Source organism: Nonomuraea endophytica (assembly GCF_014203235.1).
Lineage (GTDB): Bacteria > Actinomycetota > Actinomycetes > Streptosporangiales > Streptosporangiaceae > Nonomuraea > Nonomuraea endophytica.
Genome location: NZ_JACHIN010000027.1, coordinates 21,782 through 46,759 on the forward strand (window position 1 = coordinate 21,782; position 24,978 = coordinate 46,759).

Genomic DNA, 24,978 nt, shown 5'->3' on the forward strand with positions numbered 1-24,978 from the left:
TCAGTCGTCCAGGCCGCGGGCGCTGAGGGCCTCGCCGAGCGCGTCGGCGTGCCGCAGCGCACCCACCACCAGGGGTACGGCGAAGGCCCGCACGCTCCACGAGACCCCGCGCGCCCGCTGCGCCTCCCTGACCCGGCGCGCGAGGTCGGTGAGCAGGGGCACGCTGCGCAGGGTGAGCGTGAGCATGAGCGAGACCCGGAACGGGTCCACCCGCACCAGCCGCAGCGGCGCGAGCCCGCGCTCCAGGGCGGCGAGCATCACCGAGGCGGGCGTGGTGAGCGTGACCAGCCCGGCCAGCGCGACCATGAGCACCACGCGCATGGTCGTGACCGTCGCGGCGGGCAGGTCCGCCAGCAGGAGCTGCGTGACGAACAGCGCGAGCGCGAACCAGCGCACCGGCCGGATCTGCCCCCACGCCGCCGCCGGGCGCACCCGGGCCACCGCGTACAAGGCGAGGACGACGGCGGCCGCGCCGGCCAGCGCCGCCGGGGTCTGGAGCAGGACCAGCACCGTGCATCCGGCGGCCAGTCCGAGCAGCTTGAGACCGGTCACGCCATCAGGTCCCGGTAGTGGCCGAGCGCGGGCTCCGGCGGGCCGTCGGCGACGAGCTTGCCCTGGTCGAGCACGAGCACCCGGTCGAAGTCGGCCAGCAGCGCGAGGTCGTGGCTGACGACCACGAGCTGCTGGGGCAGGTCACGCAGGATGCGCGCCACCTGGCGGGAGTTGCGCAGGTCGAGCAGGGTGGTGGGCTCGTCCATGACCAGGATGTCGGGTTCGAGGACCAGCACGGAGCAGAGGGCGAGCAGTTGCTTCTGGCCGCCGGACAGCTGGTGCGCGGGGTGGTCGGCGTGGGCGGCCAGGCCGTAGCGCGACAACACCTCCTCCACCAGCGCGGCCACCTCGGCCTTGGGCAGGCCCCTGCGGCGCAGGGAGAAGGCCACGTCCTCGGCCACCGTCGGCATCACGATCTGCGCGTCGGGGTCGGTGAACAGGAATCCGACCCGGCGTCTGATCTTGGCGGCTTCGCGGCGGGTGTCCATGCCCAGGACGCGGACGGTGCCGGTGGTGGGGAGGGCCAGGCCGTTCAGGAGGCGGGCGAAGGTGCTCTTGCCGGAGCCGTTGGCGCCGGCCACGCCGATCCGCCGCTCGGGCAGGGTCAGCGTCAGTCCGTCCAGGACGTCGCGCTCGGCCAGCCGTACCCCGACGCCGGTCAGCTCGATCATCTACACCACCTCGAACAACGCCGCGACCCCGAGACCACCGCCGACCGCGGCCGTCGCCAGCCCCAGCGTGCCACGCGGCGCGCCCGCGCCGACCAGCCGGTGGAACAGCCGGGTGACCACGACCGCGCCGCTGGCCCCCCACGGATGGCCGAGGGCGAGGGCGCCGCCGTCCGCGCAGACCCGCGTGCGATCGGCGCCCAGGGGGTCGAGGCCGAGCGCGTCGGTCACCGCGAGCACCTGCGCGGCGAACGCCTCCACGATCTCCACCGCCGCCACCTGCCCGAGCTCGGCCCCGGCCCGGCGCAGCACCCGCCGTACGGCCGGCACCGGCCCCCAGCCGGGCAGCTCCGGGTCGCATCCCACGACGGAACCGGCGACCAGCCGCAGACCCGGCAGCCCCAGCCGCTCGTCCGCCACGGCCACCGCCGCCGCGCCGTCGCTGATCGGCGAGGAGTTGCCCGCGGTGACCGTGCCGCCGGGCACGAACGCCGCAGGCAGCCTGGCCAGCGACCGCTCCCGCAGGACCCGCGGCCGCTCGTCGGTCTCCCGCTCGCCGACCGCGACGATCTCCCGCGCGAAGTCACCGGCCAGCGCCTTGGCGTGGCTGTCGATCGCGTAGGCGTCCTGCCGCTCGCGGCTGACGCCGCGGGCGCGGGCCAGCGCCTCGGCCGCCGGTCCCATGTCGGGGTCCGGGTGCCCGTCCGGGGTGAAGGGCGCCCGCTCGTACGGCTCCGCCGCCCCCCGGCGGGTGCGCAGCGGCGCGGTCGAGGCGCTCTCGGCCCCACCGGCGATCACGAACTCCGCCTCACCCGCGCTCACCGCCTGCCCGGCCAGCAGGATCGCGGCCAGGCCGCTGCCGCACTGCCGGTCGACGGTCAGGCCGGGCACCTCGTGCCCGAACCCGGCGGCCAGCGCCGAGACGCGGGCCAGGTTGCCGCCGGGGCCCATGCAGTTGCCGAGCACCACGTCGTCCACGTCCGGTTGCCCGCCGCCCGCCTTGCGCACGTCGGCGAGGACCGCCGCGAGCACCGGGGCGGCGAGCCGGTCGGCGGTGATGTTCTTGAAGGCGTGCCCCGCCGTGCCGATCGGAGTACGCCGGGCGGCCACCACCACCGGCCTCACCCCAGCCTCCGGAACCCGGTCAGCGTCTCGGCGATCAGCGCCCTGGCCGGCTTGCCGGTGGGGGTGCGGGGCAGGGTGTCGGCCGTGTACCAGCGTCTCGGCCGTTGCACCCGGTCCAGTCCGGCGCGGGCCGCCGCTTCCAGGTCGGCCCGCCGTACCGGACCCTCGACCACCGCGCACACGAGCGCGCCCAGGTCGGGGTGCGGCGCGCCCACGACCACCGCGTCGGCCACGCCCGGCACCCGCCGCAGCACCGCCTCGACGTCCTCGGGCACGACGGTCGCGCCGCCGGTCTGGATCGCGCCGTCGCCTCTGCCGCGCACCCGCAGAACCCCGCCCGGCAGGTACGGCTCCGCCAGGTCGCCGACCGTCGCCCAGCCCGCGGCGTCCCGGCGCAGGGGGCCAGGGGCGCCCGCCAGGTAGCCGTCGGCCAGCCAGGGCGAGCGCACCCACACCTCGCCCGCCCTGACCTCGATCTCCACCTCGGGGAAGGCGCGCATGCCGGTGCCGTCGGCGTCGGCGGCGACGAAGGAGAGCTCGCTCGACCCGTAGTAGGACAGCACTCGGAGGCCTCCGGCTTGGGCGCGTTCGCGGGCGGCGGGGTCGAGCGCGGCGCCGCCGACGAGGGCCACGCGCAGGGCTGCGGGCTTGGGCAGGACCTGCGGGAGCTGGTGGGGCACCAGGTGGACGGCGGTGGCCGCGTCCAGGTGCTCCAGGGACCACCGGCCGGGGACGATCGCGGTCGCGCCAGTGCCCAGGGCGTGGGCGGCGGCGAAGGCGTAAAGGGAGGTGACGAGCGGGCCGGGGATCAGCACCACGTCATCTCTGCCGATGCCGGACAGGCGGTCGAGGTGCCGGAAGGAGTCGGTCCAGGAGGCCCGCGAACGGACCACCGCACGCGGCCGGCCGGTGCTGCCGGAGGTGAAACAGGCCCACCCGCCCTCGGCCAGAGGAGCGGGTGGGATGTCCGCCAGCAGGCGGGCGGCGCGCTCGTCGCAGACCAGCGGCGTGATCCCGGCCAGGTCGGCGGCGAGCGCCTGGGTGAGGGCGGCCACCGGGTCCTTCACGCTGATCACGGCCGGACCGGCGGCGGCGCGCACGTCGCGCGCCTTGATCCGCTCGGCCAGCTCCGCGTAGGTGACCTCCTCCTCAGGGCCGACGAGCGCGATCCTGTCGGGGTCGCGCGCGGCGTGCTCCAGGACGTGTGCCGCTACCGCCACGTGTGCCGCTCCTGCCACGTGGCCGGCACGGCGTCGGGGTAGGCCCGCTGCACGCCCCTCGCGACGAGGGCGGCGAGCACCGCCTTGATCAGGTCGCCGGGCAGGAACACCGCGCTGAGCAGCATCGTCTTCCCGAGGGGGATGCCGGTGACCAGCGCCTGCACGGGGATGCCGCACAGGTAGATCACCCCGATGCCGCCCGCGACGCAGGCCAGCAGCAGCCGGACGATGCCCGGGTTGCGCCCGCCGCGTTGCACGATCCAGCCGGTGAGGGCGGCGCCGGGGATCCAGCCGATCAGATAGCCGGCCGAGGCGGCGGCGAACACCCCCAGCCCGCCCCGTCCGCCCGCCAGCAGCGGCAGGCCGACCGCGACGAGCACGAGCAGCACGACGACCGCCAGCGCCGCCCGCCAGGTGCCCAAGATGGCACCGGCGAGCATGACGCCGAACGTCTGCAGGGTGATCGGCACGGCGTTGCCGAAAACGTTGAGCGTGCCCGGTAGTCCGAGCACGGCGATGAGCGCGGCGAACACGCTCACCCTCGCCAGGTCTCCCGCGTTCTTCATGGCATCGATCCCACATCACATTCCGGCGATCCAGGTATGGAGGTATACGACAAGATCCACCCCAAGGAACCGGCGGGGTCGTCGTGGCGCGCCACCCCGACTCTAGAAGAAGCCGGTCAATGCCCTAACCGCACTCCTACCCCTAATGACCCATTACTCCTCGGTGGTGTAGCGGTTGGTGGTGCCGTGCCATTCGAGGCCGCCGCCCAGCCAGCCGCCGAGCGCCCACAGGAAGTGGTGGAGCTCGGGTGAGGGTATGGCCCGCAGCTCGTGGCAGTCGGCCTCGAAGGCCGCGACGATGTCGTTGTGCAGGGCGACGGCGCGTTCCGCCGCCTCGCGCAGGGTGCAGCCGCGCTCGGCGGCCACCAGCAGCACGATGTTGCAGTCGGGCAGCTCGTCGGCGGCCTCGCGGATCGCGGAGTGCAGGTCGTTGACGATGACGGCCGCGGTGCCCGCCCGCATGACGGCGCGGTGCACGCGATCCTCGTAGAAGAGGTTGCCCGGCACCTCGTAGCCGCCCACGATGTCGGACAGGGTCATCGAGGTGTAAAAGCTGTCGTGCTGGCGGGCGGCCAGGTAGCGCCAGGCCTCCACGGGTTCGCCGCTTTGCCTCCAGGCGCCGTAGGCGTTCCAGCTGACCCACATCTGGAAGGACGTCAGGTTGACGCGGGCGAGCTGCGACGGCGTCGAGTGCACGGCCACGTGGTCGCGGGCCGAGGTCAGCGAGACGAGCACCGGGTCGCTCTTGAGCTGCGCCTCCAGCTCGTCGCCGAACTCGTCGGCCGGCGGCGGCGCGTCCAGGGCCGACATCGCCAGGGCAAGGCGGCTGGCGAGCAGCTGGGGGTCGGCGCCGAGATCGGTCTCGTCGGCGTAATAGTCGTCGCAGGCCCACCATGCGGCGTTCATCTGCCCGGCGAGCAGCAGCCGGTCGGGGTCGTCGACGTCGGGGTGGGCGAGGGTGACCAGGTGGCCGAAGCCGGTCTGCCGGAACGTCTCGATGCGCCCCTCGTGCAGGCCGATCTTCTCCGCCCACTCCACCAGCCGCTCGTTGACCAGCTCGCCGAGCGCGTGGTCCACGCGCACGGCGAGCGGGCAGTAGAGCGCGGGCATGCTCCCGTCGGCCCAGGGCCGCTGCGCGAACACCAGCGGCGGCTGTCTGACGGTGCGTGGACCCGGCACACACCCGAGGTCCTGCGGTACGGCGAAGCCGCCCGCCGGCTGGGCGAACAGGCGGGCGGCTGAGGTGCCGAGCCCGGTGGGCCCGGGCAGGAACGCGGAGGGGTTGGGCATGACGTTCCTTTCGCTGGCGGAGGGTCAGACGCGGTCGGCGGCGATGAGCAGATACTGGAAGCTGCCGTCCTTGTACGCCGTCAGGAACGCGTCCTCGATGCCGGTGACCACGGACGAGCGCGCGCGCAGCTCCCAGTAGGGGATGGTCGCCTCGGTCAGGTCGATCACGTCGATCGGGACGAGATGGTTGTCGGCCATGGCCCTGAAGTAGGCGCTGCGGGGGTGGATGTCGCAGACGTAGTGGGCGTTGATCTCGCTGACGGCCTTGGAGGGCAGCCCGTAGACGTCGTTGTAGCAGCCGGTGATGGTCACGTAGCGGCCGCCGGGCGCGAGCAGCTGGGAGTGGGCGGCGAACAGCTTGGAGAGGTTGACGTACATCGTGCTCTCGTTGTTCCAGATGCCCTTCAGGCTGCCGGGTTCGAGACCGGTCTGCAGCATGTTGCGAAAGTGGAACTCCACCTTGTCCTGCACGCCGCGCAGGCGGGCCTGCTCGTTGGCGAAGTCGACCTGCTTCTGCGAGATCGAGACGCCGTCCACGCGGCACCCGAAGCGTTCGTGCGCCATGAAGCTGCTGCCGCCGCGGCCCGATCCGGCGTCGAGCAGCCGGTCGGTGGGCTGGACCTGGCCGAGGTGGTCGAGCAGCAGTACAGCCTGTGCGGTCTCGAGCCGGTGCATCTCGGCGATCATCCGCTCTTCGCGGGTCTCCTCCGGCTCGTCCAGCACGGACCAGTCGACGGCGCCGATGCCGTAGTGGTGGTGGTAGGTGCCGGAGACCTCGCCGAGGCGGAGGTTGACGGCGTTCTTCTCGCGGTTCCAGTAGTCGGCCACGGAGTGCTGGTAGGGGCTGGTGATGACCACGGACATGAGGCCTGCCTTTCGGAGAAGGAGTGCGACGCGAAGTTATCTCCCGGCTACCGAAAGTGAAATGTGGCGTTCCGGTATCCGGAACCGCCGTTTCTCCCGTGCGGGTGGCGGGAACGAGGTGCGGCTTGCCGGGGCCGTATCCGATCGTCTAGATTTCATTGAGTAAACGTTTATTCAATGAAATGCGGGGATCATGGCGACGCGCAGGGAACAGGCGGAGTGGCGGCGTGAGCAGCTGCTCGACGCGGCGTTGCGGGTGTTCGCCGCCAAGGGCGTGGACGGGGCGTCGGTCAAGGACCTCGCCGACGCGGCGGGGGTGACCGCCGGGCTGCTCTACCGGTACTTCGACAGCAAGGAGGCGCTGGTCGAGACCGTGCTGAGGGAGCGCGGGTTCCTGTCGCAGCTGCGCGAGCTGCTGACCGCCGACCGCTCCGGGCTCCCGGCGCGGGAGGTCCTGGCGGAGCTGCTCGCCGCCTTCGACGGGCTGCTGGCGGGCAACGCCGAACTGGTGGCGGTCTTCTTCAGCGCCACCCGCGCCCGCGCCGCGCTGGCCGAGCTGACCGGCGAGGGGCAGCGGCTCATCGGCGCGTTCCTGGCCGACCGGGTCGCGGCGGGCGAGCTGCCGCCGCACGACACCGGGACCGCCGCCAGGACGTTGTTCGCCGCGGTGGCGGTCGGCCGGGCCACGGGCTCGCCGATCGACGTCCCCGCTCTGGTCGGCCTGATCTACCCCACCTGATCTACCCAACGGGAAGGTGACACGACGTGCGTACCAGAGTGCTCGTCGCCGGCGGCGGACCCGCCGGCATGATGACCGGACTGCTGCTGGCCCGCCGGGGAGTCGAGGTGGTCGTGCTGGAGAAGCACGCCGACTTCCTGCGCGACTTCCGCGGCGACACCGTCCACCCGTCGACGCTGGAGATCATCGCCGAGCTCGGCTGGAGCGGCGAGTTCCTGAAGCTGCCACATAACAGGATGAGCGAGGTGGCGGTCCGCATGGGCGGCCGGAGCGTCACCTTCGCCGACTTCACCCGGCTCAAGGTGCGCCACCCGTACATCGCGTTCATGCCGCAGTGGGACCTTCTCGACTTCCTGTACGGCAAGGCCGCCTCCTATGCAGGTTTCCGGCTGATGCGTTCCACCGAGGCGACCGGTCTGATCGTCGAGGACGGCCGGGTCGCCGGTGTGCGGGCCACCGGTGAATCGGGTCCGGTCGAGATCCGGGCGGACCTGGTGATCGTCGCCGAGGGCCGGCACTCCGTGCTGCGCGCCCAGGCCGGGCTGCGGCCGGTGGCGGGCTCGCCGCCCATGGACGTGCTGTGGTTCCGCCTGCCTCGGCGGGAGGGTGAGCGGGTGCCGTTCTTCCAGGGCGGGAAGGGCTCGCTGGTCGCCATCGACCGGGGCGACTTCTGGCAGTTCGCCTACACGATCCCCACCGGCGCCTACGAACGGCTCCAGGCGAGCGGGCTGCCGGCCTTCCACGAGCGGATCGCGGCCTTCGTCCCCGGCCTGCGCGAGCGGGTCGGGGAGATCGGCTGGAGCGACGTGCGCCACCTGGCCGTCCGGGTCGACCGGCTGCGCCGCTGGCACCGGCCCGGCCTGCTGTGCGTCGGGGACGCGGCGCACGCCATGTCGCCGGCCGGCGGCGTGGGCGTCAACCTGGCCGTGCAGGACGCGGTGGCCACCGCCAACCTGGTGGGCCCGGCGCTGCGCCGTTCCGGGCCGCCGCCCGAGTCGGTGCTGGCGGCGGTGCAGGCACGCAGGCAGTTCCCGGCCAGGGTCACGCAGGCGTTCCAGACGACGATCCTGCGCGACCTGTATCCGAAGCGGCTGTCGGACGACACGACCGAGCACGTGCCCGCGGTCTTCTCGCTCTTCCGCGCCGCGCCGCCGCTGCGCCACCTGATGGGCCGCTTCGTGGGCCTGGGCGTACGACCGGAGCACGTCCGCGACTAGGCATCTTCATCGGCGGACCAGGAGGCGGGCCAGCAGGTCGTCGAGGCTGACCATCCCGAGCAGGACCCCTGAGGCGTCGCGGACCGGGGCGAGCTGGCTCCTGGCGGCGCGCAGGGTGGCGACGGCGGCCGACTGCGCGGTGTCCGGGGCCAGGGTCGGCACCGGGTGGGCCAGCCGCTCGGCGGTGCTCGCGGCGCCCCGCATCCTGGCCAGGTAGGCGTCGCGCACGTGCACGACGCCCAGCGGCTCGCCGTCCGCCCAGACCACCAGCCGCGTGCGGCCCGTGCGGGCCGAGGTCTCGACCACCTCCCCGGCCGTGGCGTCGGCGGGCACCCCGACGATGTCCGCGACCGGCGTGATCAGCGGCTCGATCGGCTCGACCGGCAGGTCCAGGGCGCGGGTGAGCACGCCGTGGTCGTCGGCCTCGATGAGACCGAGCCGCCGCGACTCCTCCACCAGCCGCTGGAGCTGGGCGGGGGTGCGCGGATGGCCGCCCGCCCCACCCGGCTGGACGCCGAACAGGCGCAGGAGCAGGTTGCTGACGCCGTTGAGAAGCTTCAGCAGCGGCCGCACCGCGACCGTGAACCCGCGGAACGGCAGCGCCAGCAACACCGCCGAGTGCTCCGGATGGGCGATCGCCCACGACTTGGGCGCCATCTCGCCGATCACCATGTGCAGGAAGGTCACCAGGCCCAGCGCGAGCACGAACGCCACCGCGTGGGCGGCGGCGTCCGGCAGCCCGGCGGCGTGGAAGAGCGGGGTCAGGGTTCCGGCGATGACCGGCTCGGAGACCACGCCGAGGCCGAGCGAGCACAGCGTGATGCCGAGCTGCGCCCCGGCCAGCATCAGGGACAGCTCCTTGATGCCGCTCACCGCGGCGCTCGCCGCGCGGCTGCCTCGGGCGGCCTGCTTCTCCAGGCGGTGCCGCTTGGCGGCGACCAGGGCGAACTCGGCGGCCACGAAGAAGCCGTTGCCCACCAGGAGCGCCAGGGTGACCGCGAGGCCGGTGAACAGGTTCACGGGGTCGCCTCCGGCGTGAGCCGTACCCGGTCGGGCACGTGGTGGTCGAGGGTGAGCACTTCGAGGCGGGCGCGGGCGGGCGCGTCCTCGTCGAGGCTCGGCGGCAGCTCGACGGTGATCACGTCTCCCGGTACGGCGAAGCGGCCCAGCCGGTAGAGGATGAGACCGGCGAGGGTGTCGTATTCGTCGTCCTCGGGTAGTTCCAGGTCGGTGGCCAGGGCGATCTCGTCCATGCGGAGCCTGCCGTCGAGGTCCCAGGCGGGGCCGTGCCGTACCACGGAAAGGTCGTCGAGGTCGTTCTCGTCGGCGATCTCGCCGACGAGCTCCTCGGCCACGTCCTCCCAGGTGGCGAGGCCCGCCATGCCGCCGTGCTCGTCCACGACGATCGCGATCTCCTCGCCTCGGGCGCGCATCTGGGCGACCAGGTCCGGCAGGGTGATGGAGAACGGGACGGCGAGGACCTCGCGCGCGAGGTCGCCGACGCGGGTGGTGGCGGCGTCGCCGGGTGGGACGCGGGTGAGCTCGCGCAGGGACACGACTCCGGCCACGTCGTCGAGGCGGTCGCCGAGCACCGGGTAGTGGGTGTGGCCGTAGGTGGCGATCAGCCGGTCGAGCGCGGGGACGGTGGCATCGGCGCTGATCGCGATCACGTCGACGCGCGCGACCATGACGTCCTCGGCGGTGTGGTCGGAGAAGGCCAGCGCGCGTTCGAGCACGTCGGCCTGGCTGCCCGGCAGGTGGCCGTGGGCCTCGGACTCGCCGATGATGTGGCCGAGCTCCTCCAGCGTGGCGCCGTGGTGGAGCTCCTCGACCGGTTCGATGCCCACCGCGCGCAGCAGCCGGTTGGCGGCGGCGTCGAAGAGCCGGATGACCGGCCCGGCCACGGCCAGGTAGACGATGGTGGATCCGGCCAGGGCGCGGGCCACGGTCTCGGCCTTGGCTAGGGCGAGGTTCTTGGGCGCGAGTTCGCCGAGGACCATCTGGATGACGGTCGCGGCGACGAAGCCGAGCGTGAGCGCGATGCCGCCGACCGCCCCCGCGGGCACGCCGAGCGCTTCCAGGCCGGGGGCGATGAGCTCGGCGAGGGCGGGCTTGGCGATGAAGCCGACGACCAGCGCGGTCACGGTGATGCCGAGCTGCGCCCCCGACAGCATGAACGACAGCCGCTCCATGACCCGCACCGCCTTGGCGGCCTTCCTGTCGCCGTCGGCGGCGCGCTGCGCCAGTTGCAGCCGGTCGGCGCTGACGTAGGCGAACTCCTGGGCCACGAAGTAGCCGGTGGCCAGCGTGAGCACGAAGACGGCCAGCAGGCTTGTCGCCTGATTTACGGACATTTCAAGATCCCCCCTGGGATGATCTTTATGGCAGTCTTCCTACCCCCTGGAGCGGTACAGGTGACAAGGCGAGCGCAGGTGCGCGCCTTTCTCGAACGACAGGTCGTCCAACGGGCGATCATTCTGGTCATCATCGTCAACGCGGTCACCATCGGCTGCGAGACCAGCACCTACCTGATGCGCCACATCGGCGGCGTCCTGGTCACGATCGACCACATAGCACTGGCGATCTTCACGGTCGAGATCGCCGCCCGCCTCTACGCGAACGGGCGCTCGTTCTTCAAGGACCCGTGGAACTGGTTCGACGCGGTGATCGTGATCGTCTCGCTGATCCCGGCCAGCGGACCGACCTCGATCCTGCGCGCGCTGCGGATCCTGCGGGCGCTGCGGCTGATCTCGGCGGTGCCGAGCATGCGCCGCGTGGTGCACGCGCTGCTGGCCGCCGTGCCCGGGATGGCCTCCATCATGGGCCTGCTCGTCCTGCTGATCTACATCGCCGCGGTCATCTCGACCAAGTTGTTCGGCGAGATCATGCCGGAGCGCTTCGACGAGCTGCCGCGCTCGTTGTTCACGTTGTTCCAGATCATGACCGGTGACGACTGGGGCAACGTGGCGCAGGAGGTCATGGATCACAAGCCGTGGGCGTGGCTGTTCTTCATCGCGTACATCCTGATGTCCACGTTCGTCGCCCTGAATCTCTTCATAGCGGTGGTGGTGAACGCGATGAACGACGCCGAGGCCTCCCCCGCCGAAGCCGAGACCCAGGAGGAGCTGAGGGCGGTGCGGGAAGAGCTCGCCGCCCTGACCGCCAAACTGGACGTCCTGGTCACCCGCGAGCTCACGACGTCAGGAGCGTCAGCCCGAACGTCTGAAGGATCGGGATGATCGGCTGGTAGAACGTACGCCCGCCGCTCGCGCAGTTGCCCGTGGAGCCGACCAGGATGCCCTGGACGTGCCCGTTCCACAGCAGCGGCCCGCCGCGGTCACCGGGCTCCGCGCAGATGTTGGTCTCGATCAGCCCGTGGACGGTCCCCTGCGGGAAGGTGATGGACGCGTTGCGCCGCAGGAGGGTGCCGCAGCGCCACCCGGTGGTCGCGCCCGAGCGGCAGACCGTGGACCCGACCGGCGCCTGCTGCGCGCCGGCGACCCGGATCTCGCCGCCCCGGCCGTCGCTGACCACGCCGCGTGGCGTCCAGTTGGCGTTCACCCGGACCCAGCCCATGTTCTTGCCGGGGAAGACCACCCCCTGGACGGTGCCCTGGGCCACCCGGTTGAGCCCGGTCACGGGGGTCCCGGCGGGCGCGCAGTCGCCGGTGGTCACATAACCGCCCTGGACGGACGCGCCGATCGTGCAGCGCGTCGGCCCCGCGTAGAACGCGTCGCCACCTCGGACGCTGTAAGCCGCCGGCGCGCTGATGAGCCCCAGGCCCAGCAGAAGGCTCACGGCGATGCTCCGTAATGCCATGCCTTCGACGGTACGGCGGCCGCCCGCCTCCAACAATGCGCAACCAGCTATAACGCCCGCGTTATGCCTCAAGCGCGCGGGCCGCCTCGATCCAGGAGGCGAACAGCTCGGCGTCGATCTCCTCGGCGCCCTGGAGCTTGACCACCGCCATCTGCCGGCTGGCGGCCGTCAGCCGACCTGACGGGTCCTCGACCTCCTGGCCGCGCCACAGGCCGAAGGTGACGTAGTTCTTGTAGGCCTTGAAGAACGCGACCGGCGTCTTGCCGGGCGCTCCCCCGAGGCTCCAGACCGGGTGCCCGTGCCAGACCGCGCCGGGCTGGGGCATCGCGGCGTCGATCAGGGCCTGCAGCTTCTCCGCGATCTCACGCAGCGGCTGGTCGAGCTTGGCGGTGTAGTCGTTGACGGTCATCTCGGTGTTTCCCTTCAGTTCGTTGACATCTACGCGTCGAACGAACGATGTGACAGGGAACGCGTGTGCGTTGGTGGTCGGGGCCGGACAATGGGCGGGTGACCGAGGTGAACTTAGTCCCCGCGCCCGTGCGGGTCGACTGGACCGGCGAGGTCGGGCCGCTGGGCGGGGACGTGCGGACGCGGGTGGATCCGGGCCTCGGGGCCGAGGCGTACCGGCTGAGCACCTCCGCGCTCGGGGCGGAGATCGTGGGAGGCTCACCGGCCGGGGTGTTCTGGGGGCGGCAGACGTTGCGGCAGCTCCAGGGGCCGGACGCGTTCCGGCGGGCGGCGATCGAGCCGGGGCCCGCCGTCGTTCCCTACCTGGTCGTGGAGGATGCGCCGCGGTTCGGCTGGCGGGGGTTCATGCTGGATGTCGCCCGGCATTTCCTGCCCAAGGATGACGTGCTGAGGTATGTCGATCTGCTGGCCGTACACAAGCTGAATGTCCTTCACCTGCACCTCACCGATGACCAGGGGTGGCGGGTGCAGATCCGGCGCTATCCGCGGCTCACCGAGGTCGGGGCGTGGCGGCGGCGGACGCGGATCGGGTGGGGCGAACCCGTCACATGGGACGAACGCCCGCACGGCGGCTTCTACACCCAGGACGACCTGCGGGAGATCGTGGCCTACGCGGCCGAGCGCCACGTCACCGTCGTCCCCGAGATCGACCTGCCCGGCCATTCGCAGGCGGCGATCGCCTCCTACCCCGAACTGGGCAACACCGACGTGATCGACACCTCCGCCCTGGAGGTGCTCGGCGACTGGCTGATCAACCCCAACGTGCTGGCCCCCACCGAGGCCGTGCTGCGCTTCTACGAGAACGTCCTGGACGAGGTGCTGGAGATCTTCCCGAGCCGGTTCGTGCACCTCGGCGGCGACGAATGCCTCAAGGACCAGTGGCGGGCGTCGGCCACCGCCCAGGCGCGCGTCCGCGAACTCGGGCTGACCGGGGAGGACGAGCTCCAGTCCTGGATCGTGCGGCACTTCGACCGCTTCCTCACCGCGCGCGGGCGCCGCCTCATCGGGTGGGACGAGATCACGCAGGGCGGCCTGGCCGAGGGCGCGGCCGTGATGTGCTGGCGCTGGTACGCCGGCGGTATCGCCGCCGCCGAGGCCGGGCACGACGTGGTGATGTGCCCGCAGCAGGAGGTGTACCTGGACCACGTGCAGGCGGCCGGCGAGGACGAGCCGGTGCCCTTCGGCTGGGTGCACACGCTGGAGGACGTCTACCGCTTCGAGCCCGTACCACCCCGCCTGTCCGGTACGCCGCACGCGGCCCGGGTGATCGGCGCCCAGGCCAACCTCTGGACCGAGGTCGCCGAGAACCGGGGGCGCGTGGACTACCAGGCCTTTCCCCGGCTCGCGGCGCTGGCCGAGGTGGCCTGGTCACGGCTGCCGGGGCCGGACGAGCGCGACTTCACCGACTTCGAACGCCGGATGCACGCCGCCCACTACGCCCGCCTGGACGCCCTGGGCGTCGCCTACCGCCCACCCACCGGCCCCCTCCCCTGGCAACGCCGGCCCGGAGTTCCTGGCCGCATGCACAACAAACCCCGCAAAACCTGGCACATGGCCAAATAGCCCCCCACCCCACGTGCGCGCCCCACCCACCCAACGCACCGTCCCCGCCCTCTGCGCCCCGACAGCGGCCGGACGGCACCACCGACCCACCGGCCAGACCACAAACAGCTGCTCCACCAGCACGACCACCACGCCGGGCGGGCAGGCACCGCTGGGCGGCGGGCGCGTGGTGTGACGCGGCGGCGGCGCTTCCGCTAACCCGGCAGTAGACCGCCAGGCCGGGGTGGCGTCAGGGGGTGTCGAGGTGGTGGAGGAGGTGGGCGAGGACGCGGAGGCAGGCTTCGACGTCGGCGTCGGTGAGGTCGCGGCCGACCTCGCGCAGGACCGCGCGTTCCCGGCCGACCAGGGCGTCGACGGCGGCGGCGCCCTGGTCGGTGAGCCGGATGAGCGAGGACTTCCTGTGTGCCGGGTTGGGCACGGGCTCGACCAGGGAGAGGGCGGCGCCGTCGTTGATGGTGCGCTGGACGAACTGGCGGCTGAGGGCCAGTGTGCGGCCGAGGTGGGGCACGGTCATGGGGCCGTGCTGCCTGAGCATGCTGAGCACCGCCCGCAGCCCCACCGTCAGCCCTTCGACGGGCGCGTCCTGCTCAACCTGCCGCCAGGCGCGCCGGTACAGCGGTCCGACGAGGTCGAACACCGCCACGAGCCGCTCGGCCCTCTCCGTCTCACTCACCTCCCCATGATGACACCTGAGTTGTCATTCTCATGCAAAAATGACACCTTAGGTGTCATGAATGACATCTTCTGGACCGACCAGGGCAAGGGCCGCCCGCTCGTCCTGTTGCACGGCGGCTTCCTCGACCACCGCATGTGGGACGACCAGATCCCGGTCTTCGCCGCCGGTCACCGCGTCATCGCGCCCGACGCCCGGGGGCACGGGCGTTCGGCCAACGCGGCGGAGCCGTACCGGCAGACTGATGATCTCGCGGCGCTGCTGCGGCACCTCGGCACCTGGCCTGCCACGTTGGTCGGCGTCTCCATGGGCGCGGGCATCGCGGTCGACACCGCGATCGAGCATCCCGACCTGGTCAGCGCGGTGGTGGTGAGCGGGGCGGGGACGAGCGAACCGTACTACTCCGATCCGTGGACCACGCGGGAGTGGGCGGCTTGGCAGGAAGCGATGGCCGCGGGGGATCTGTGCGGGTCGATCGAGGGGTTCATGACGGTGTCGGCCGGTCCGCACCTCGGGCCCGACGGCCTCGACCCGGAGGTCGCGCGGCGGCTGCGCGAGATGGCCAGGGGCACCATGTCCAAGCACAGCGCGGGCGAGCCGAACCTGCTCGTGCCGGTGCGCGACACCTGGGAGCGGGCTGCCAACATCAAGGTCCCGGTGCTCGCGATCAGCGGGGCTCTCGACTCGCCCGACCTCGTGGGGATGGCGGAACGGCTCGCCGCGAGCGTCCCGGACGGCCGCGCGGTCAGGATCGACGACGCCGCGCACCACCCCAACATGGAACGGCCGGCGGCCTACAACCAGGCACTCAAGGACTTCCTCTGAGTCAGGACAGCAGCCGCCTGGCCTGGGCCCAGACGCCGTCCAGGAGCGACGGGTCGTTGCCGAGCTTGGCGAACAGGACCATGCCCTCCAGCTGGGCGACCATCGCGCGGGCGGTCTCCGGCGAGCCGGTCGGCCCGAGGGCGGTCCGCACCAGTTCGACCTGTTCGTCGAAGATCTGCCGCAGCCGGGTCCTGACCGTCTCGTCCTGGTTGCTGAGCTCCAGGGCGAGGTTGGCGAGCAGGCAGCCGTTGACCACGCCGGTGCTCTGCTTGGTCTGGCGCTGGGCGTCGGCCTGAGAGCTGAAGAGGCGTTCGAGCCGGTCCTCGACCGGGGCCCGCGCGGTCAGGATGGCCTGCCAGGAGGTGCGCTGGCCGGCCCAGTGGGCGTCGATGACCTCCAGCGTGAGCGCCTGCTTGGAGTCGAAGAAGTGGTAGAAGCTGCCCTTCCGTACGTCGGCTTCCACGCAGATCTCGGCCACGCCGATGCTGGAGTAGCCCCGGCTGTGGATCAGCCGGCAGGCCGCGCCGAGGAGGCGTTCGCGAGCGTCACTCTGTCGTCCCATGCGAGGAGTCTACTTGAAAAATAGTTGACCGGTCGTCTAGTGTCCGCCTCATGACGACAACAGTGGCGATCGCCTACCACAGCGGCTACGGCCACACCGCCCGCCAGGCCCGCGCCGTGGCCGCCGGCGTGGACTCCGTGCCCGGCGCCCGCGCCGACCTGCGCGACGTGAGCGTCCTGGATGAAGCGCTCTGGCAGGCCCTGGCCGGCGCGGACGCGATCATCTTCGGCACTCCCACGTACATGGGCAGCCAGTCGGCGATCTTCCAGGCCTTCGCCGAGGCCAGCGTCAAGGTCTGGAGCGAGATGGGCTGGCGGGACAAGATCGGCGCGGGCTTCACCAACTCCGCCGGCGTCAACGGCGACAAGCTCAACACCCTGACCTCCCTCGCCCTGTTCGGCGCGCAGCACGGCATGCACTGGGCGACGCTCGGGCTGCCGCCCGGCTGGCTCTACACCTCCGGCGGCTCCCCGCAGGACCTCAACCGGCTCGGCGGCTTCCTCGGCGCGATGGCGCAGTCGCCCTCCGACCTGGGCCCCGACGCGGCCCCGATGGAGTCCGACCTGCGCACGGCCGAGCACCTCGGGCGGCGCGTGGCCGCGACCGCCGCGCAGTTCGCCCGAGGCCGGCACGAGCGGGCGGTGGCCTGATCATGGGCAGGCTCCAGGAGTTGCTGGGCATCGAGCATCCGGTCGTGCAGGGGCCGTTCGGCGGCGGGCTGTCGTCGGTCGCCCTGGCCTCGGCGGTGTCGGAAGGGGGCGGGCTCGGGTCCTACGGCGGGCACATTCTCGGCGGCGACGAGCTCGGGGCGCTGGTCGGCGCGTTGAAGGCGGCCACCGGGCGGCCGTTCGCCGTCAACCTGTGGGTGCCCCAGCCGGAGGAGGAGGGGCTGCGGGCCGTACCGGCTGACGTGGAGCGGCTGCGGCCCTACTACGAGGAGCTGGGGGTCGGGCCGCCCGCGCGGGCGGATCATCCCGGCTTCGCCGAGCAGGCGGAGGCGTTGCTCGCGGCCGCTCCGCCGGTGATCAGCTTCGTGATGGGCGTGCCGCCCGCCTGGGTTCTGGAGGGGGCCAGGCGGTCGGGCATCGTCACGATCGGCACCGCGACCACGGTCGAGGAGGCGGTGGCCCTGCGGGAGGCGGGGCTGGATGCCGTCGTCGCCTCGGGCAGCGACGCGGGCGGGCATCGGGGCGCCTTTCTGCGGCCTGTGCGCGAGTCGCTGGTGGGCACGTTCTCGCTGGTGCCGCAGGTGGCCGACGCGGTGGACATCCCGGTGATCGCCGCCGGGGGCATCGCCGACCGGCGGGGGGTGCGCGCGGCGCTCGCGCTCGGGGCCGACGGTGTGCAGGTCGGCACCGCGTTCCTGACCACCGAGGAGTCGGGCGCGAGCCGTACGCACAAGGACGCGCTGCTCGGGCCGGACGCGCGGGTGACGGTCCTGACGCGCCTGTTCTCCGGCCGTACGGCCCGCGCCATCCCCAACCGCTTCCTGCGCGAGATGGAGACCCACGAGCAGGACGTCCCGCCCTACCCAGTGCAGAACGCCCTGATGCTCCCGATCCGCCGTGAAGCAGCGGCCAGCGGCCTGCCCGGCCTGGTCAACCTGTGGGCGGGCCAGGCGGCCCCACTGGCCCGCGCGGCCAGGGCGGCCGACGTCCTGATCGCGCTGACAAGGGACTGAGCCTGGCTCAGCCCCGTGTCAGCAAGCTCGACGGGGTCCGCCGGGTGACCTGCTCCACCTCCTGCGGGTTCAACGCCTCCGCCAGGTAGGAGACCGCGCCGGTGAACAGTTCGCCCTTCAGGAACGGGAAGTCCGTCCCCAGGACCAGCCGGTCGGCCCCGAACGTCTGCGCCGCCGCGCGCAGGGCCGGCGCGTGGCCGTGGGAGACGGTGTCGTAGAACATCCGGCGGGCGGTGACGCTGGGCGGCTCCGCCAGCCCGGACACCTGGTGGTCGGCCCGCTCGGTCAGCATCGCCAGCGCCCCGCCGAGGTGCGGGACGACGATGCGCATCCCCGGGTAGCGGAGCGGGACGCCGTCGACGATGAGCCGCATGGCCGCGACCGTGTCCTCCACCGGCGCGCCGACCGCCCACCGCAGCCGGGGATCGGCCGCGAACTCCCCCGCCGGGTGCACGAACAGGACGGCGCCGCGCCGGTCGAGCTCGGCGTACACGGGAAGGAGCGAGGTGTGGCCGAGCGCGCTGGAGTTGATCGCGACGCCCGCCGCGCCCAGGTCGTCCATGGCCCGCGCCAGCTCGGCCGAGGCCAGGTCGGCGTGCGGGAGCGGGAGGGCGGCCAGCATGGCGAAGCGGCCCGGCCACCGCCGCACCGTCTCGGCGTACAGGTCGTTGACGTGGCGGGCGGCGGTCAGCGCGTGGGCCGGATCGGCGAAGTCGGCCGCCTGCGGGGTCGCCGACAGCACCTGCAGGCCGATGCCGGCCGCGTCCATGAGCGAGAAGCGCGCGGACATCTCGGCCGGGGAGGTGCCGGCTCCGGTGCCGCGCTGGGTCGCCGTGGCGGCGCGGCCGTAGGAGTCGAGCAGGTCGAGGTAGTCGTCGGTCCACAGGTGGGCGTGGAAGTCGACGCGCATCAGTCGTGGCTGGGGAACTCGGCGAGCACGTGCGCGCGGGCGGCGTCGATGAGCGCGCCGGACCGCTCCGGGTCGAGCCCGACGTGCTGTCCTGCCCGTTTGCGCACCTCGCCCGCGACCAGGACGGTGTCCACGTCCCGTCCGTTGCACTGCATGAGCACGTGGGCGGCCGGGTCGGCCAGTGAGCCGCCCTTCACCAGGATGACGTCGGCCTCCTTGCCGGGGGTCAGGCTGCCGATCCGGGCGGACAGGCCGAGGGCCCGCGCGCCGTACACGGTGGCCATGCGCAGCACCTCGCGCGCCGTCAGCGTCGGGATGCCGGGACGGCGGCGGCCGTCACGGCCCTGCGAGCGCTCCTCCTCGCTGTCGAGGTAGCAGGTGAGCTGGTAGCCGAGGCGCATCTGGCCGAGCAGGTCGGCGTCGGTGTAGGTGACGATGTCGCAGCCCCAGCCGACCCGCAGCCCGAGCTTCACCGCCCTGCGCACGATCGAGAACGAGGAGCCGAGGCCGATCTCGACCGCCGGGGTGGACGACAGGGTGGCGTCGGCGTCGGCCAGCATCCTGATCTCGTCGTCGGTGACGACGTTGCCGTGCACCGGCACGAGGTCGGGGCCGAGCAGTCCGGCCTCGTGCATGGCGGTGATCTGCCCCGCGTAGTTGGAGTGGATCGTCATCCCGAGGCCCCGCTCGCGGGCGAACGCCACCTCCTTGGCGCTGGTCGCCAGGTCCACGGTCTCCAGGTCGCTGAGCGCCAGCATGAGCGAGACCCGGTCGTGCCCCAGCCCTTCCTGCACGCGTACGGCGTCCGCGAGCCGCTGGTCGTGGGAGGTGAAGTGGCCGGGCGGCTTGTCGCGCAGGCTGTAGCCGTGCACGCCGCGGATGCCGGAGTCGATCAGCCCGGCCACGGCCATGTCGGAGTGCCGCGGCGTCGCGATGCAGTGGCAGAAGTCGAGCGCGGTGGTGACGCCGTTGCCGAGCAGTTCCCTGCCTCCGGCGAGGCCGCCCGCGTACACGTCCTCGGGGCGGAACCTGGAGCGGTAGGGCAGCACCGACGTGAAGTACTCGCCGTGCCACAGCTCCGAGGCCAGCCCGCGCAGCACGGTCTGCCACAGGTGGATGTGGGTGTCCACGAAGCCGGGCAGCACGATCATGCCGGTCGCGTCGATCACCTCATCCGCCTGCGCCCCGGGGTTGGACGGGCCGGCGGAGACGATGGTCGAGCCGTCGATGAGCAGGTCGCCGCCGGGCACGTCGCCGATGGCGTCGTCCATGGTCAGCAGGTGTCCGCCCCTGATCAGGATCGTCATGCTTCCTCTTCCGTGAGTTCCTGCGGCGCGCGCCTGCGGGCGCGCCGCTCCCGCTGGACGACGGGGTCGGGCACCGGCGCCGAGTCCAGCAACATGCGGGTGTACGCGTGGCGGGGCCGCCGGTAGACCTCTTCGGCGCCGCCCTGCTCGACCAGGCTGCCCAGGTGCATCACGCCGACCTGGTGGCTGATCCGCCGGACCACCGCCAGGTCGTGGGAGATGAACAGCAGGCTCAGCGAGAGCTCTCGCTGCAGCTTGAGCAGTAGTTCGATGATCTGGCTCTGGGTGGAGACGTCGAGGGCGCTGACGGCCTCGTCGCAGATGACCAGGCGGGGCCGTACGGCCAGCGCCCGCGCGATCGCCACCCGCTGGCGCTGGCCGCCGGACAGCTCGGCCGGGTAGCGTCCGCCGAGCTCGCGGGCCAGGCCGACCTGGTCGAGGAGCTCGTCGACGCCGCCGGTGCCGCCGTCGTTGCCCGCGCGCAGGGCCAGCGTCAGCGTCTTGGCCACCAGGTGCCGGGGGTTGAGGGAGGCCAGCGGGTCCTGGAAGACGACCTGGACGGCCTGCCGGTACCAGCGGGGCGTACGCGGGCCGAACGCGCCGAGGTCGTGGCCGTCGAACTCGATCGTCCCGGCGGCCGGGCGCACCAGCCTGAGCACCGCCCGGCCCGTGGTGCTCTTGCCGCTGCCGGACTCGCCGACCAGGCCGAACGTCTCCCCGGCGGCGACGGTGAAGCTGACGTCCTTCACCGCGTCGAAGCGGCGGGCCTTCCACAGGGTGCGGCCCATCTCGTAGCTCACCCGCAGGTTCTCCACCCGCAGGAGCGGCCGGTCAGGCATGGGCACCTCCGGAGGCGGCCAGCAGGGCGGCGGTGTAGGGGTGTTCCGGCGTGGTGAACAGTCCGCCGACGGGCGCCTGCTCCACGATCCTGCCCGCGCGCATGACCGCGACCCGGTCGCACACGTCGGCCACCACGCCCAGGTCGTGGGTGATGAGCAGGATCGTCATGCCGAACCGTTCGCGCAGGTCGAGCAGGAGGTCGAGCACCTGGCACTGCACGGTCACGTCGAGCGCCGTGGTGGGCTCGTCGGCGATGAGCAGCCGGGGGCCGGCGGCCAGTGCCCTGGCGATGACCACGCGCTGGGCCATGCCGCCGGAGAACTGGTGGGGGTGGTCGCCGAGCCTGCGCCGGGCGTCCGGCACGCCGACCAGGGTGAGCAGTTCGGCGGCCCGGTCGAGGGCGGCTCTGCGGGACAGGCCCTCGTGGGTGCGCAGCGGCTCGATGAGCTGCCTGCCGATGGTGTGCACCGGCGACAGCGCCGACTGCGGGTCCTGGAAGATCATGCCGATCTCCGGGCCGCGCAGGGCGGCCAGCTCGTGGTCGGGCAGGCCGAGGAGCTCGCGGCCGGCCAGCCGTACGCTGCCTTGGGTCACCGCGCCCGGCGGCGGCAGGAGGCCGGCCAGCGCGAGCGCGGTCATCGTCTTGCCCGAGCCGGACTCGCCGACGAGGCCGAAGACCTCGCCTTCGGCGATGTCGAAGCTGACGTCCTCGACCACGGTGGCCGCGCCGGGGAAGGCGACGGTCAACGAGCGCACCGAGAGCAGCGCCCGCGTGGGCTCGGCGGGCACGAGCCGGACCGGCGGCGGCTTCCAGGTCGGCGCCGGCGCCCGCGCCCCGCTCATGGCGTCGCGCAGGCCGTCGCCGATCAGGTTGAACGCCAGCACCGTGAGCATGATGGCGAGACCGGGGAAGACCGGCAGCCACGGCTGGTCGCCCACGTAGGCCCGCGAGCGGTCCAGCATCTGCCCCCACGAGGCGTCGCCCACGTCCACGCCGAGCCCGAGGAAGCTGAGCATGGCCTCGAAGAGCTGCGCGAAGCCGAGGTAGATGGAGGACTGCACGATCAGCGGCCCCGCCACGTTGGGCAGGATCTGGCCGAACATGATGCGTGGGGCCGACAGCCCGAGCACCCGGGCCGCGTCCACGTACGGCAGCTCGCGCTCGGCCAGCACCATGCCGCGGGTCAGCCGGAGCAACTGGATGGCGAAGATGACGCTGACGCCCAGCATCGCGTTGGTGAGGCCGCGCCCGAGCAGCGCGATGACGCCGAACGCCAGCAGCAGCGCCGGGATCGAGCTGACCGCGTCGACGACCCGCATGGCCACCCGGTCCCACCAGCCGCCGAAGTAGCCGATGACCAGCCCGGCGGGCACGCCGAGCACGAGGGCCAGGCCGACCGCCTGCACCGAGGCGCGCAGCGCGATCCTGGTGCCGTAGATGAGCCGGGAGAGCTGGTCGCGGCCCAGCTCGTCGGTGCCCAGCCAGTGCGCGGCGCTCGGCCCTTCCAGCCTGCCCGTCACGTTCACGGCCGACGGGTCGTACGGCGCCAGCCACGGCGCGGCCACCGCGGCCACGACGAGGAGCAGCAGGAACGCCAGGCAGACGAGCGTGGCTGGCTGCCTGAGCAGCCGGGAGACAGTGATCACTGCGGCCTCGCCTTCGGGTCGAGCAGCCCGTAGCCGACGTCGACGGCCAGGTTGATCAGCACCACGAGGCAGGCGACCAGCACGATCCCGCCCTGCAGCACGGGCACGTCGTTGCGCACCACCGCGTCCAGGATCAGCGTGCCGGTGCCGGGGATGGCGAACACCCGCTCGACCACGAAGCTGACCGCGAGCAGTACGACGACCTCGTGGCCGGCCGCGGTCAGGATCGGCACCATGGCGTTGCGCAGCGCGTAGCGGTAGACGATCCTGCGGCGTGGCGTGCCGACCGCGCGCAGCGCCCGCACGTACGGCGCGCGCAGCGTCTCGGCCATGGCGCCCCTGGTCTGCCGGGCGATCACCGCGGCCGAGTGCAGCCCCAGCGCGACGCACGGCAGCACCAGCCCGTACGCCCACATGCCGGGCCCGTCGGCGAACCGGGTGAACCCGAGCACCGGGAACCAGCGCAGTTCCACCGCGAAGAAGAGCATGAGCAGCAGCGCCAGCCAGAACCCCGGCATGGCCAGCCCGGCGGAGGTGACCGCGGTGATCATCCGGTCGATCGCCGAGCCGGCCCGCAGCGCGCCCCAGATGCCCGCGGGCACGCCGACGGCGATCGCCAACAGGGTGCCGCCGGCCACCATCGCCAGCGTGACCGGCAGCCGCTCGGCGAGGCTGGACACGATCGGCTGCTGGGTGAAGAACGAGGTGCCGAGGTCGCCCCTGAACACCTGGCCCAGCCACGACCCGAACTGCACCACCAGCGGCTGGTCATAGCCCAGCTGCTGGCGCAGCGCCGCCCGCTGCGCCTCGCTCGCCCCTTCGCCCAGCATCTGCCGGGTCGGGTCGACCCCGACCCGGGTCAGCAGGAACACCACGACCGACACCAGCAGCAGCATCGGCGGCAGGGCGACCAGCCGGGAGAGGATGAGCTTACGCATGGATGCGGGCTTCCTTGTAGCGGAAGACCGACGGCTCGAACCGGGTCGGCACGATGTTGTCCACCTTGCGCGGGTCCCAGATGAAGGTGATCGGGCGGCTGAAGAAGCCGCAGTCGAGCGCCTGGTCGTGGATGATCTGGGTCATCCGCCGGTAGAGGACCTCGCGCTCGGCGTCCGTGCCGCCCTCCAGCGCCTGCTCGGCCAGCTTCTCCAGCTCAGGGGAGCCGGTCTTGTAGGGGTTGCCGCCGCCGTCCGGGGCGAACCTGTAGGAGTAGTAGTCGAGCGGGCCGGTGCTCTCGCTGTTGCTGGTGTTGTACGCCGCGGGGTATCGGTCGAAGGTGGAGAAGTACTGCGGGATCGACATCTTCTCCACCTTGACCGTGATCCCGGACTCGGCCAGCTGGCTGCGGACCAGCTCGCCCAGCAGATCGGTGCCGGGGAAGACGGGGAAGGTGAAGGTCACGTCCTTCTTGCCGCTCTCGGCCAGCAGGGCGCGGGCCTTGGCCACGTCACGGGTGTAGCCGCGCACCTCCGGGTTGTAGCCGGGCTGGCCCTCGCTGAAGCGCTGCGGGTAGCTCTCGCCCAGGCCCTCGAACTGGCCGTCGAGCAGGGCCTTGGTGTCCAGGGAGTGGCAGACGGCCTGCCGTACGCGGGGGTCGGCGAAGGTGTCCTTGCGGTCGAAGAACAGGAAGTGGTAGCGCAGGCCGGGGTACCACAGCGACTTCAGGCCCTGGGTGTCGGCGCGCTTCTTGTACTGCGCGGCCACGGAGACGACGTCCACCTGGCCGGTGACCAGCGCGTTGTAGCCGCTGTCGTCGTCGGCGATGGTGTGGATCTCCAGGCGGCGCGGGCCGACCTTGTCCGGCTCGTAGTACTTGTCGAAGAAGTCGAAGACGACCTTGGAGTCGCGGATCGACTGGGCGGCGTTGTACTTCCACGGGCCGGTTCCGGCGGGCTGGGTCTTGAACGTGCCGTCCTTGATGGTCTTGGGGCTCAGCATGTAGCCGCCGGTCCTGGCCAGCTGCGCGGGCAGTGCCGGGGCGGGGCGCTTCAGCTTGAGCACCACGTGCGAGGCGTCGGGGGTGAGGATCTCCTCGACCGGCTTCATGATCGTCGCGAACTCGGTCATGCTGTCGCGGATCCGCTCCAGGTTGACCTTGACGGCCTGCGCGTCGAACGGCGTGCCGTCGTGGAAGACCACGCCGGTCCTGAGCGTGAACTCCACCTGCTCGCCCGTCGCCTTCCACGAGGTCGCGAGCCTGGGCAGCAGTTCGATGCCGTCCGGCGCCTGTTCGACGAGCTGCTCGAAGAGGACGGAGACGTAGGTGTTGTTCGGCTTGTTGAACGGCTCCCAGTCGTCGAGCGTGAAGCCCACGCCGAACCTGAGCGTTCCTCCGGCCGCCGCCGCGGGAGCGGCGGACGGGCCGGGGTTCCCGGCCGAGCACGCGGTGATCGCCGCGGCCACGAGTGCCGCCGCGACGAGCTTGCGGTAGGACATGACGGC

26 protein-coding genes are annotated in these 24,978 nt (G+C 72.3%); 7 read left to right on the forward strand and 19 right to left on the reverse strand.

Annotation, left to right across the window (positions count from 1 at the left end):
- The 7 genes from HNR40_RS51195 to HNR40_RS51225 form a co-directional block, all read right to left on the reverse strand.
- Window positions 1-552: an energy-coupling factor transporter transmembrane component T family protein gene (locus HNR40_RS51195; RefSeq protein WP_184975586.1), complete on the reverse strand. Its 552-nt coding sequence runs from the start codon at window positions 550-552 to the stop codon at window positions 1-3.
- A complete protein-coding gene (locus HNR40_RS51200) occupies window positions 549-1,223 on the reverse strand; it encodes an energy-coupling factor ABC transporter ATP-binding protein (RefSeq protein ID WP_184975589.1) in 675 nt (224 codons plus the stop codon). The genes HNR40_RS51195 and HNR40_RS51200 overlap by 4 nt, the downstream gene beginning before the upstream one ends.
- Window positions 1,224-2,345, reverse strand: a complete 1,122-nt coding sequence (locus HNR40_RS51205) for a thiolase family protein (protein WP_312896859.1) — start codon at window positions 2,343-2,345, stop codon at window positions 1,224-1,226. It lies immediately after the preceding gene.
- Window positions 2,342-3,565 (reverse strand): class I adenylate-forming enzyme family protein, encoded by a 1,224-nt coding sequence (locus tag HNR40_RS51210; protein WP_184975592.1) that lies wholly within the window; start codon window positions 3,563-3,565, stop codon window positions 2,342-2,344. The genes HNR40_RS51205 and HNR40_RS51210 overlap by 4 nt, the downstream gene beginning before the upstream one ends.
- A complete protein-coding gene (locus HNR40_RS51215) occupies window positions 3,556-4,131 on the reverse strand; it encodes a biotin transporter BioY (RefSeq protein WP_184975595.1) in 576 nt (191 codons plus the stop codon). The genes HNR40_RS51210 and HNR40_RS51215 overlap by 10 nt, the downstream gene beginning before the upstream one ends.
- A gap of 153 nt (window positions 4,132-4,284) precedes the next feature.
- Window positions 4,285-5,421: a family 2 encapsulin nanocompartment cargo protein terpene cyclase gene (locus tag HNR40_RS51220; protein ID WP_184975599.1), complete on the reverse strand. Its 1,137-nt coding sequence runs from the start codon at window positions 5,419-5,421 to the stop codon at window positions 4,285-4,287.
- Between the two features lie 24 nt (window positions 5,422-5,445).
- Complete coding sequence (locus tag HNR40_RS51225) at window positions 5,446-6,285, reverse strand: geranyl diphosphate 2-C-methyltransferase (RefSeq protein ID WP_184975602.1); 840 nt, start codon at window positions 6,283-6,285, stop codon at window positions 5,446-5,448.
- A 193-nt stretch (window positions 6,286-6,478) separates the two neighbouring features.
- Here HNR40_RS51225 and HNR40_RS51230 point away from each other — a divergent pair, with 193 nt between their 5' ends.
- Both HNR40_RS51230 and HNR40_RS51235 read left to right on the forward strand, forming a co-directional pair.
- Window positions 6,479-7,024, forward strand: a complete 546-nt coding sequence (locus tag HNR40_RS51230) for a TetR/AcrR family transcriptional regulator (RefSeq protein ID WP_184975605.1) — start codon at window positions 6,479-6,481, stop codon at window positions 7,022-7,024.
- A gap of 26 nt (window positions 7,025-7,050) precedes the next feature.
- Entirely contained in the window at window positions 7,051-8,241 is a 1,191-nt protein-coding gene (locus HNR40_RS51235; protein WP_312896860.1) for an FAD-dependent oxidoreductase, read from the forward strand.
- Window positions 8,242-8,247: 6 nt separating this feature from the next.
- Here HNR40_RS51235 and HNR40_RS51240 read toward each other — a convergent pair whose 3' ends face one another.
- Both HNR40_RS51240 and HNR40_RS51245 read right to left on the reverse strand, forming a co-directional pair.
- Complete coding sequence (locus tag HNR40_RS51240; protein ID WP_184975607.1) at window positions 8,248-9,261, reverse strand: hemolysin family protein; 1,014 nt, start codon at window positions 9,259-9,261, stop codon at window positions 8,248-8,250.
- A complete protein-coding gene (locus tag HNR40_RS51245; RefSeq protein ID WP_184975610.1) occupies window positions 9,258-10,595 on the reverse strand; it encodes a hemolysin family protein in 1,338 nt (445 codons plus the stop codon). Before HNR40_RS51245 ends, HNR40_RS51240 begins: the two co-directional genes overlap by 4 nt.
- Before the next feature lie 60 nt (window positions 10,596-10,655).
- On the opposite strand from HNR40_RS51245, the gene HNR40_RS51250 reads away from it, so the two are divergent.
- Complete coding sequence (locus HNR40_RS51250) at window positions 10,656-11,480, forward strand: ion transporter (RefSeq protein ID WP_312896861.1); 825 nt, start codon at window positions 10,656-10,658, stop codon at window positions 11,478-11,480.
- On the opposite strand, the gene HNR40_RS51255 is transcribed toward HNR40_RS51250, so the two are convergent.
- Together HNR40_RS51255 and HNR40_RS51260 are read right to left on the reverse strand one after the other, a co-directional pair.
- Entirely contained in the window at window positions 11,434-12,060 is a 627-nt protein-coding gene (locus tag HNR40_RS51255) for a S1 family peptidase (protein WP_184975616.1), read from the reverse strand. The two genes, HNR40_RS51250 and HNR40_RS51255, sit on opposite strands and share 47 nt — an antisense overlap.
- 61 nt (window positions 12,061-12,121) lie before the next feature.
- The gene (locus tag HNR40_RS51260) at window positions 12,122-12,469 is read right to left on the reverse strand and encodes a DUF1801 domain-containing protein (protein ID WP_184975620.1); all 348 of its coding nucleotides are present in this window, start codon (window positions 12,467-12,469) and stop codon (window positions 12,122-12,124) included.
- A 107-nt stretch (window positions 12,470-12,576) separates the two neighbouring features.
- Here HNR40_RS51260 and HNR40_RS51265 point away from each other — a divergent pair, with 107 nt between their 5' ends.
- Window positions 12,577-14,091, forward strand: a complete 1,515-nt coding sequence (locus HNR40_RS51265) for a beta-N-acetylhexosaminidase (RefSeq protein WP_312896862.1) — start codon at window positions 12,577-12,579, stop codon at window positions 14,089-14,091.
- Window positions 14,092-14,320: 229 nt separating this feature from the next.
- On the opposite strand, the gene HNR40_RS51270 is transcribed toward HNR40_RS51265, so the two are convergent.
- Complete coding sequence (locus tag HNR40_RS51270; protein WP_184975626.1) at window positions 14,321-14,764, reverse strand: MarR family winged helix-turn-helix transcriptional regulator; 444 nt, start codon at window positions 14,762-14,764, stop codon at window positions 14,321-14,323.
- Between the two features lie 57 nt (window positions 14,765-14,821).
- Here HNR40_RS51270 and HNR40_RS51275 point away from each other — a divergent pair, with 57 nt between their 5' ends.
- A complete protein-coding gene (locus HNR40_RS51275) occupies window positions 14,822-15,589 on the forward strand; it encodes an alpha/beta fold hydrolase (RefSeq protein WP_184975629.1) in 768 nt (255 codons plus the stop codon).
- Window position 15,590: 1 nt separating this feature from the next.
- On the opposite strand, the gene HNR40_RS51280 is transcribed toward HNR40_RS51275, so the two are convergent.
- Window positions 15,591-16,151 carry a TetR/AcrR family transcriptional regulator gene (locus HNR40_RS51280; protein WP_184975632.1) on the reverse strand — a complete coding sequence of 187 codons (561 nt, stop codon included), beginning with the start codon at window positions 16,149-16,151 and terminating at the stop codon, window positions 15,591-15,593.
- A 50-nt stretch (window positions 16,152-16,201) separates the two neighbouring features.
- Between HNR40_RS51280 and HNR40_RS51285 the strand changes: the two genes are divergently transcribed.
- Entirely contained in the window at window positions 16,202-16,801 is a 600-nt protein-coding gene (locus tag HNR40_RS51285; RefSeq protein WP_184975635.1) for a flavodoxin family protein, read from the forward strand.
- Between the two features lie 2 nt (window positions 16,802-16,803).
- Window positions 16,804-17,832 (forward strand): NAD(P)H-dependent flavin oxidoreductase, encoded by a 1,029-nt coding sequence (locus tag HNR40_RS51290; RefSeq protein WP_184975638.1) that lies wholly within the window; start codon window positions 16,804-16,806, stop codon window positions 17,830-17,832.
- Window positions 17,833-17,839: 7 nt separating this feature from the next.
- On the opposite strand, the gene HNR40_RS51295 is transcribed toward HNR40_RS51290, so the two are convergent.
- Genes HNR40_RS51295 through HNR40_RS51320 form a run of 6 tightly spaced genes read right to left on the reverse strand, consistent with a single transcriptional unit; the run spans window position 17,840 to window position 24,972 of the window.
- The gene (locus HNR40_RS51295; protein ID WP_184975641.1) at window positions 17,840-18,742 is read right to left on the reverse strand and encodes an amidohydrolase family protein; all 903 of its coding nucleotides are present in this window, start codon (window positions 18,740-18,742) and stop codon (window positions 17,840-17,842) included.
- Window positions 18,742-20,049: an amidohydrolase family protein gene (locus HNR40_RS51300; RefSeq protein ID WP_184975644.1), complete on the reverse strand. Its 1,308-nt coding sequence runs from the start codon at window positions 20,047-20,049 to the stop codon at window positions 18,742-18,744. The genes HNR40_RS51295 and HNR40_RS51300 overlap by 1 nt, the downstream gene beginning before the upstream one ends.
- On the reverse strand, window positions 20,046-20,888 hold the full coding sequence (locus HNR40_RS51305; protein ID WP_184975647.1) for an ATP-binding cassette domain-containing protein: 843 nt from the start codon (window positions 20,886-20,888) through the stop codon (window positions 20,046-20,048). The genes HNR40_RS51300 and HNR40_RS51305 overlap by 4 nt, the downstream gene beginning before the upstream one ends.
- Window positions 20,881-22,536, reverse strand: coding sequence for a dipeptide/oligopeptide/nickel ABC transporter permease/ATP-binding protein (locus HNR40_RS51310; RefSeq protein WP_184975650.1), 1,656 nt, complete (start codon window positions 22,534-22,536; stop codon window positions 20,881-20,883). The genes HNR40_RS51305 and HNR40_RS51310 overlap by 8 nt, the downstream gene beginning before the upstream one ends.
- Window positions 22,533-23,474 (reverse strand): ABC transporter permease, encoded by a 942-nt coding sequence (locus HNR40_RS51315; RefSeq protein WP_184975653.1) that lies wholly within the window; start codon window positions 23,472-23,474, stop codon window positions 22,533-22,535. Before HNR40_RS51315 ends, HNR40_RS51310 begins: the two co-directional genes overlap by 4 nt.
- On the reverse strand, window positions 23,467-24,972 hold the full coding sequence (locus HNR40_RS51320) for an ABC transporter substrate-binding protein (protein ID WP_184975656.1): 1,506 nt from the start codon (window positions 24,970-24,972) through the stop codon (window positions 23,467-23,469). The genes HNR40_RS51315 and HNR40_RS51320 overlap by 8 nt, the downstream gene beginning before the upstream one ends.
- Window positions 24,973-24,978: the final 6 nt, after the last annotated feature.

Coding starts and splice junctions, on each gene's coding strand:
- HNR40_RS51200 (WP_184975589.1), bottom strand. CDS start 1,223: ATGATCGAGCTGACCGGCGTCGGGGTACGGCTGGCCGAGCGCGACGTC.
- HNR40_RS51215 (WP_184975595.1), bottom strand. CDS start 4,131: ATGAAGAACGCGGGAGACCTGGCGAGGGTGAGCGTGTTCGCCGCGCTC.
- HNR40_RS51220 (WP_184975599.1), bottom strand. CDS start 5,421: ATGCCCAACCCCTCCGCGTTCCTGCCCGGGCCCACCGGGCTCGGCACC.
- HNR40_RS51225 (WP_184975602.1), bottom strand. CDS start 6,285: ATGTCCGTGGTCATCACCAGCCCCTACCAGCACTCCGTGGCCGACTAC.
- HNR40_RS51230 (WP_184975605.1), top strand. CDS start 6,479: ATGGCGACGCGCAGGGAACAGGCGGAGTGGCGGCGTGAGCAGCTGCTC.
- HNR40_RS51245 (WP_184975610.1), bottom strand. CDS start 10,595: ATGTCCGTAAATCAGGCGACAAGCCTGCTGGCCGTCTTCGTGCTCACG.
- HNR40_RS51255 (WP_184975616.1), bottom strand. CDS start 12,060: ATGGCATTACGGAGCATCGCCGTGAGCCTTCTGCTGGGCCTGGGGCTC.
- HNR40_RS51260 (WP_184975620.1), bottom strand. CDS start 12,469: ATGACCGTCAACGACTACACCGCCAAGCTCGACCAGCCGCTGCGTGAG.
- HNR40_RS51275 (WP_184975629.1), top strand. CDS start 14,822: ATGAATGACATCTTCTGGACCGACCAGGGCAAGGGCCGCCCGCTCGTC.
- HNR40_RS51280 (WP_184975632.1), bottom strand. CDS start 16,151: ATGGGACGACAGAGTGACGCTCGCGAACGCCTCCTCGGCGCGGCCTGC.
- HNR40_RS51285 (WP_184975635.1), top strand. CDS start 16,202: ATGACGACAACAGTGGCGATCGCCTACCACAGCGGCTACGGCCACACC.
- HNR40_RS51290 (WP_184975638.1), top strand. CDS start 16,804: ATGGGCAGGCTCCAGGAGTTGCTGGGCATCGAGCATCCGGTCGTGCAG.
- HNR40_RS51295 (WP_184975641.1), bottom strand. CDS start 18,742: ATGCGCGTCGACTTCCACGCCCACCTGTGGACCGACGACTACCTCGAC.
- HNR40_RS51300 (WP_184975644.1), bottom strand. CDS start 20,049: ATGACGATCCTGATCAGGGGCGGACACCTGCTGACCATGGACGACGCC.
- HNR40_RS51305 (WP_184975647.1), bottom strand. CDS start 20,888: ATGCCTGACCGGCCGCTCCTGCGGGTGGAGAACCTGCGGGTGAGCTAC.
- HNR40_RS51315 (WP_184975653.1), bottom strand. CDS start 23,474: ATGCGTAAGCTCATCCTCTCCCGGCTGGTCGCCCTGCCGCCGATGCTG.
- HNR40_RS51320 (WP_184975656.1), bottom strand. CDS start 24,972: ATGTCCTACCGCAAGCTCGTCGCGGCGGCACTCGTGGCCGCGGCGATC.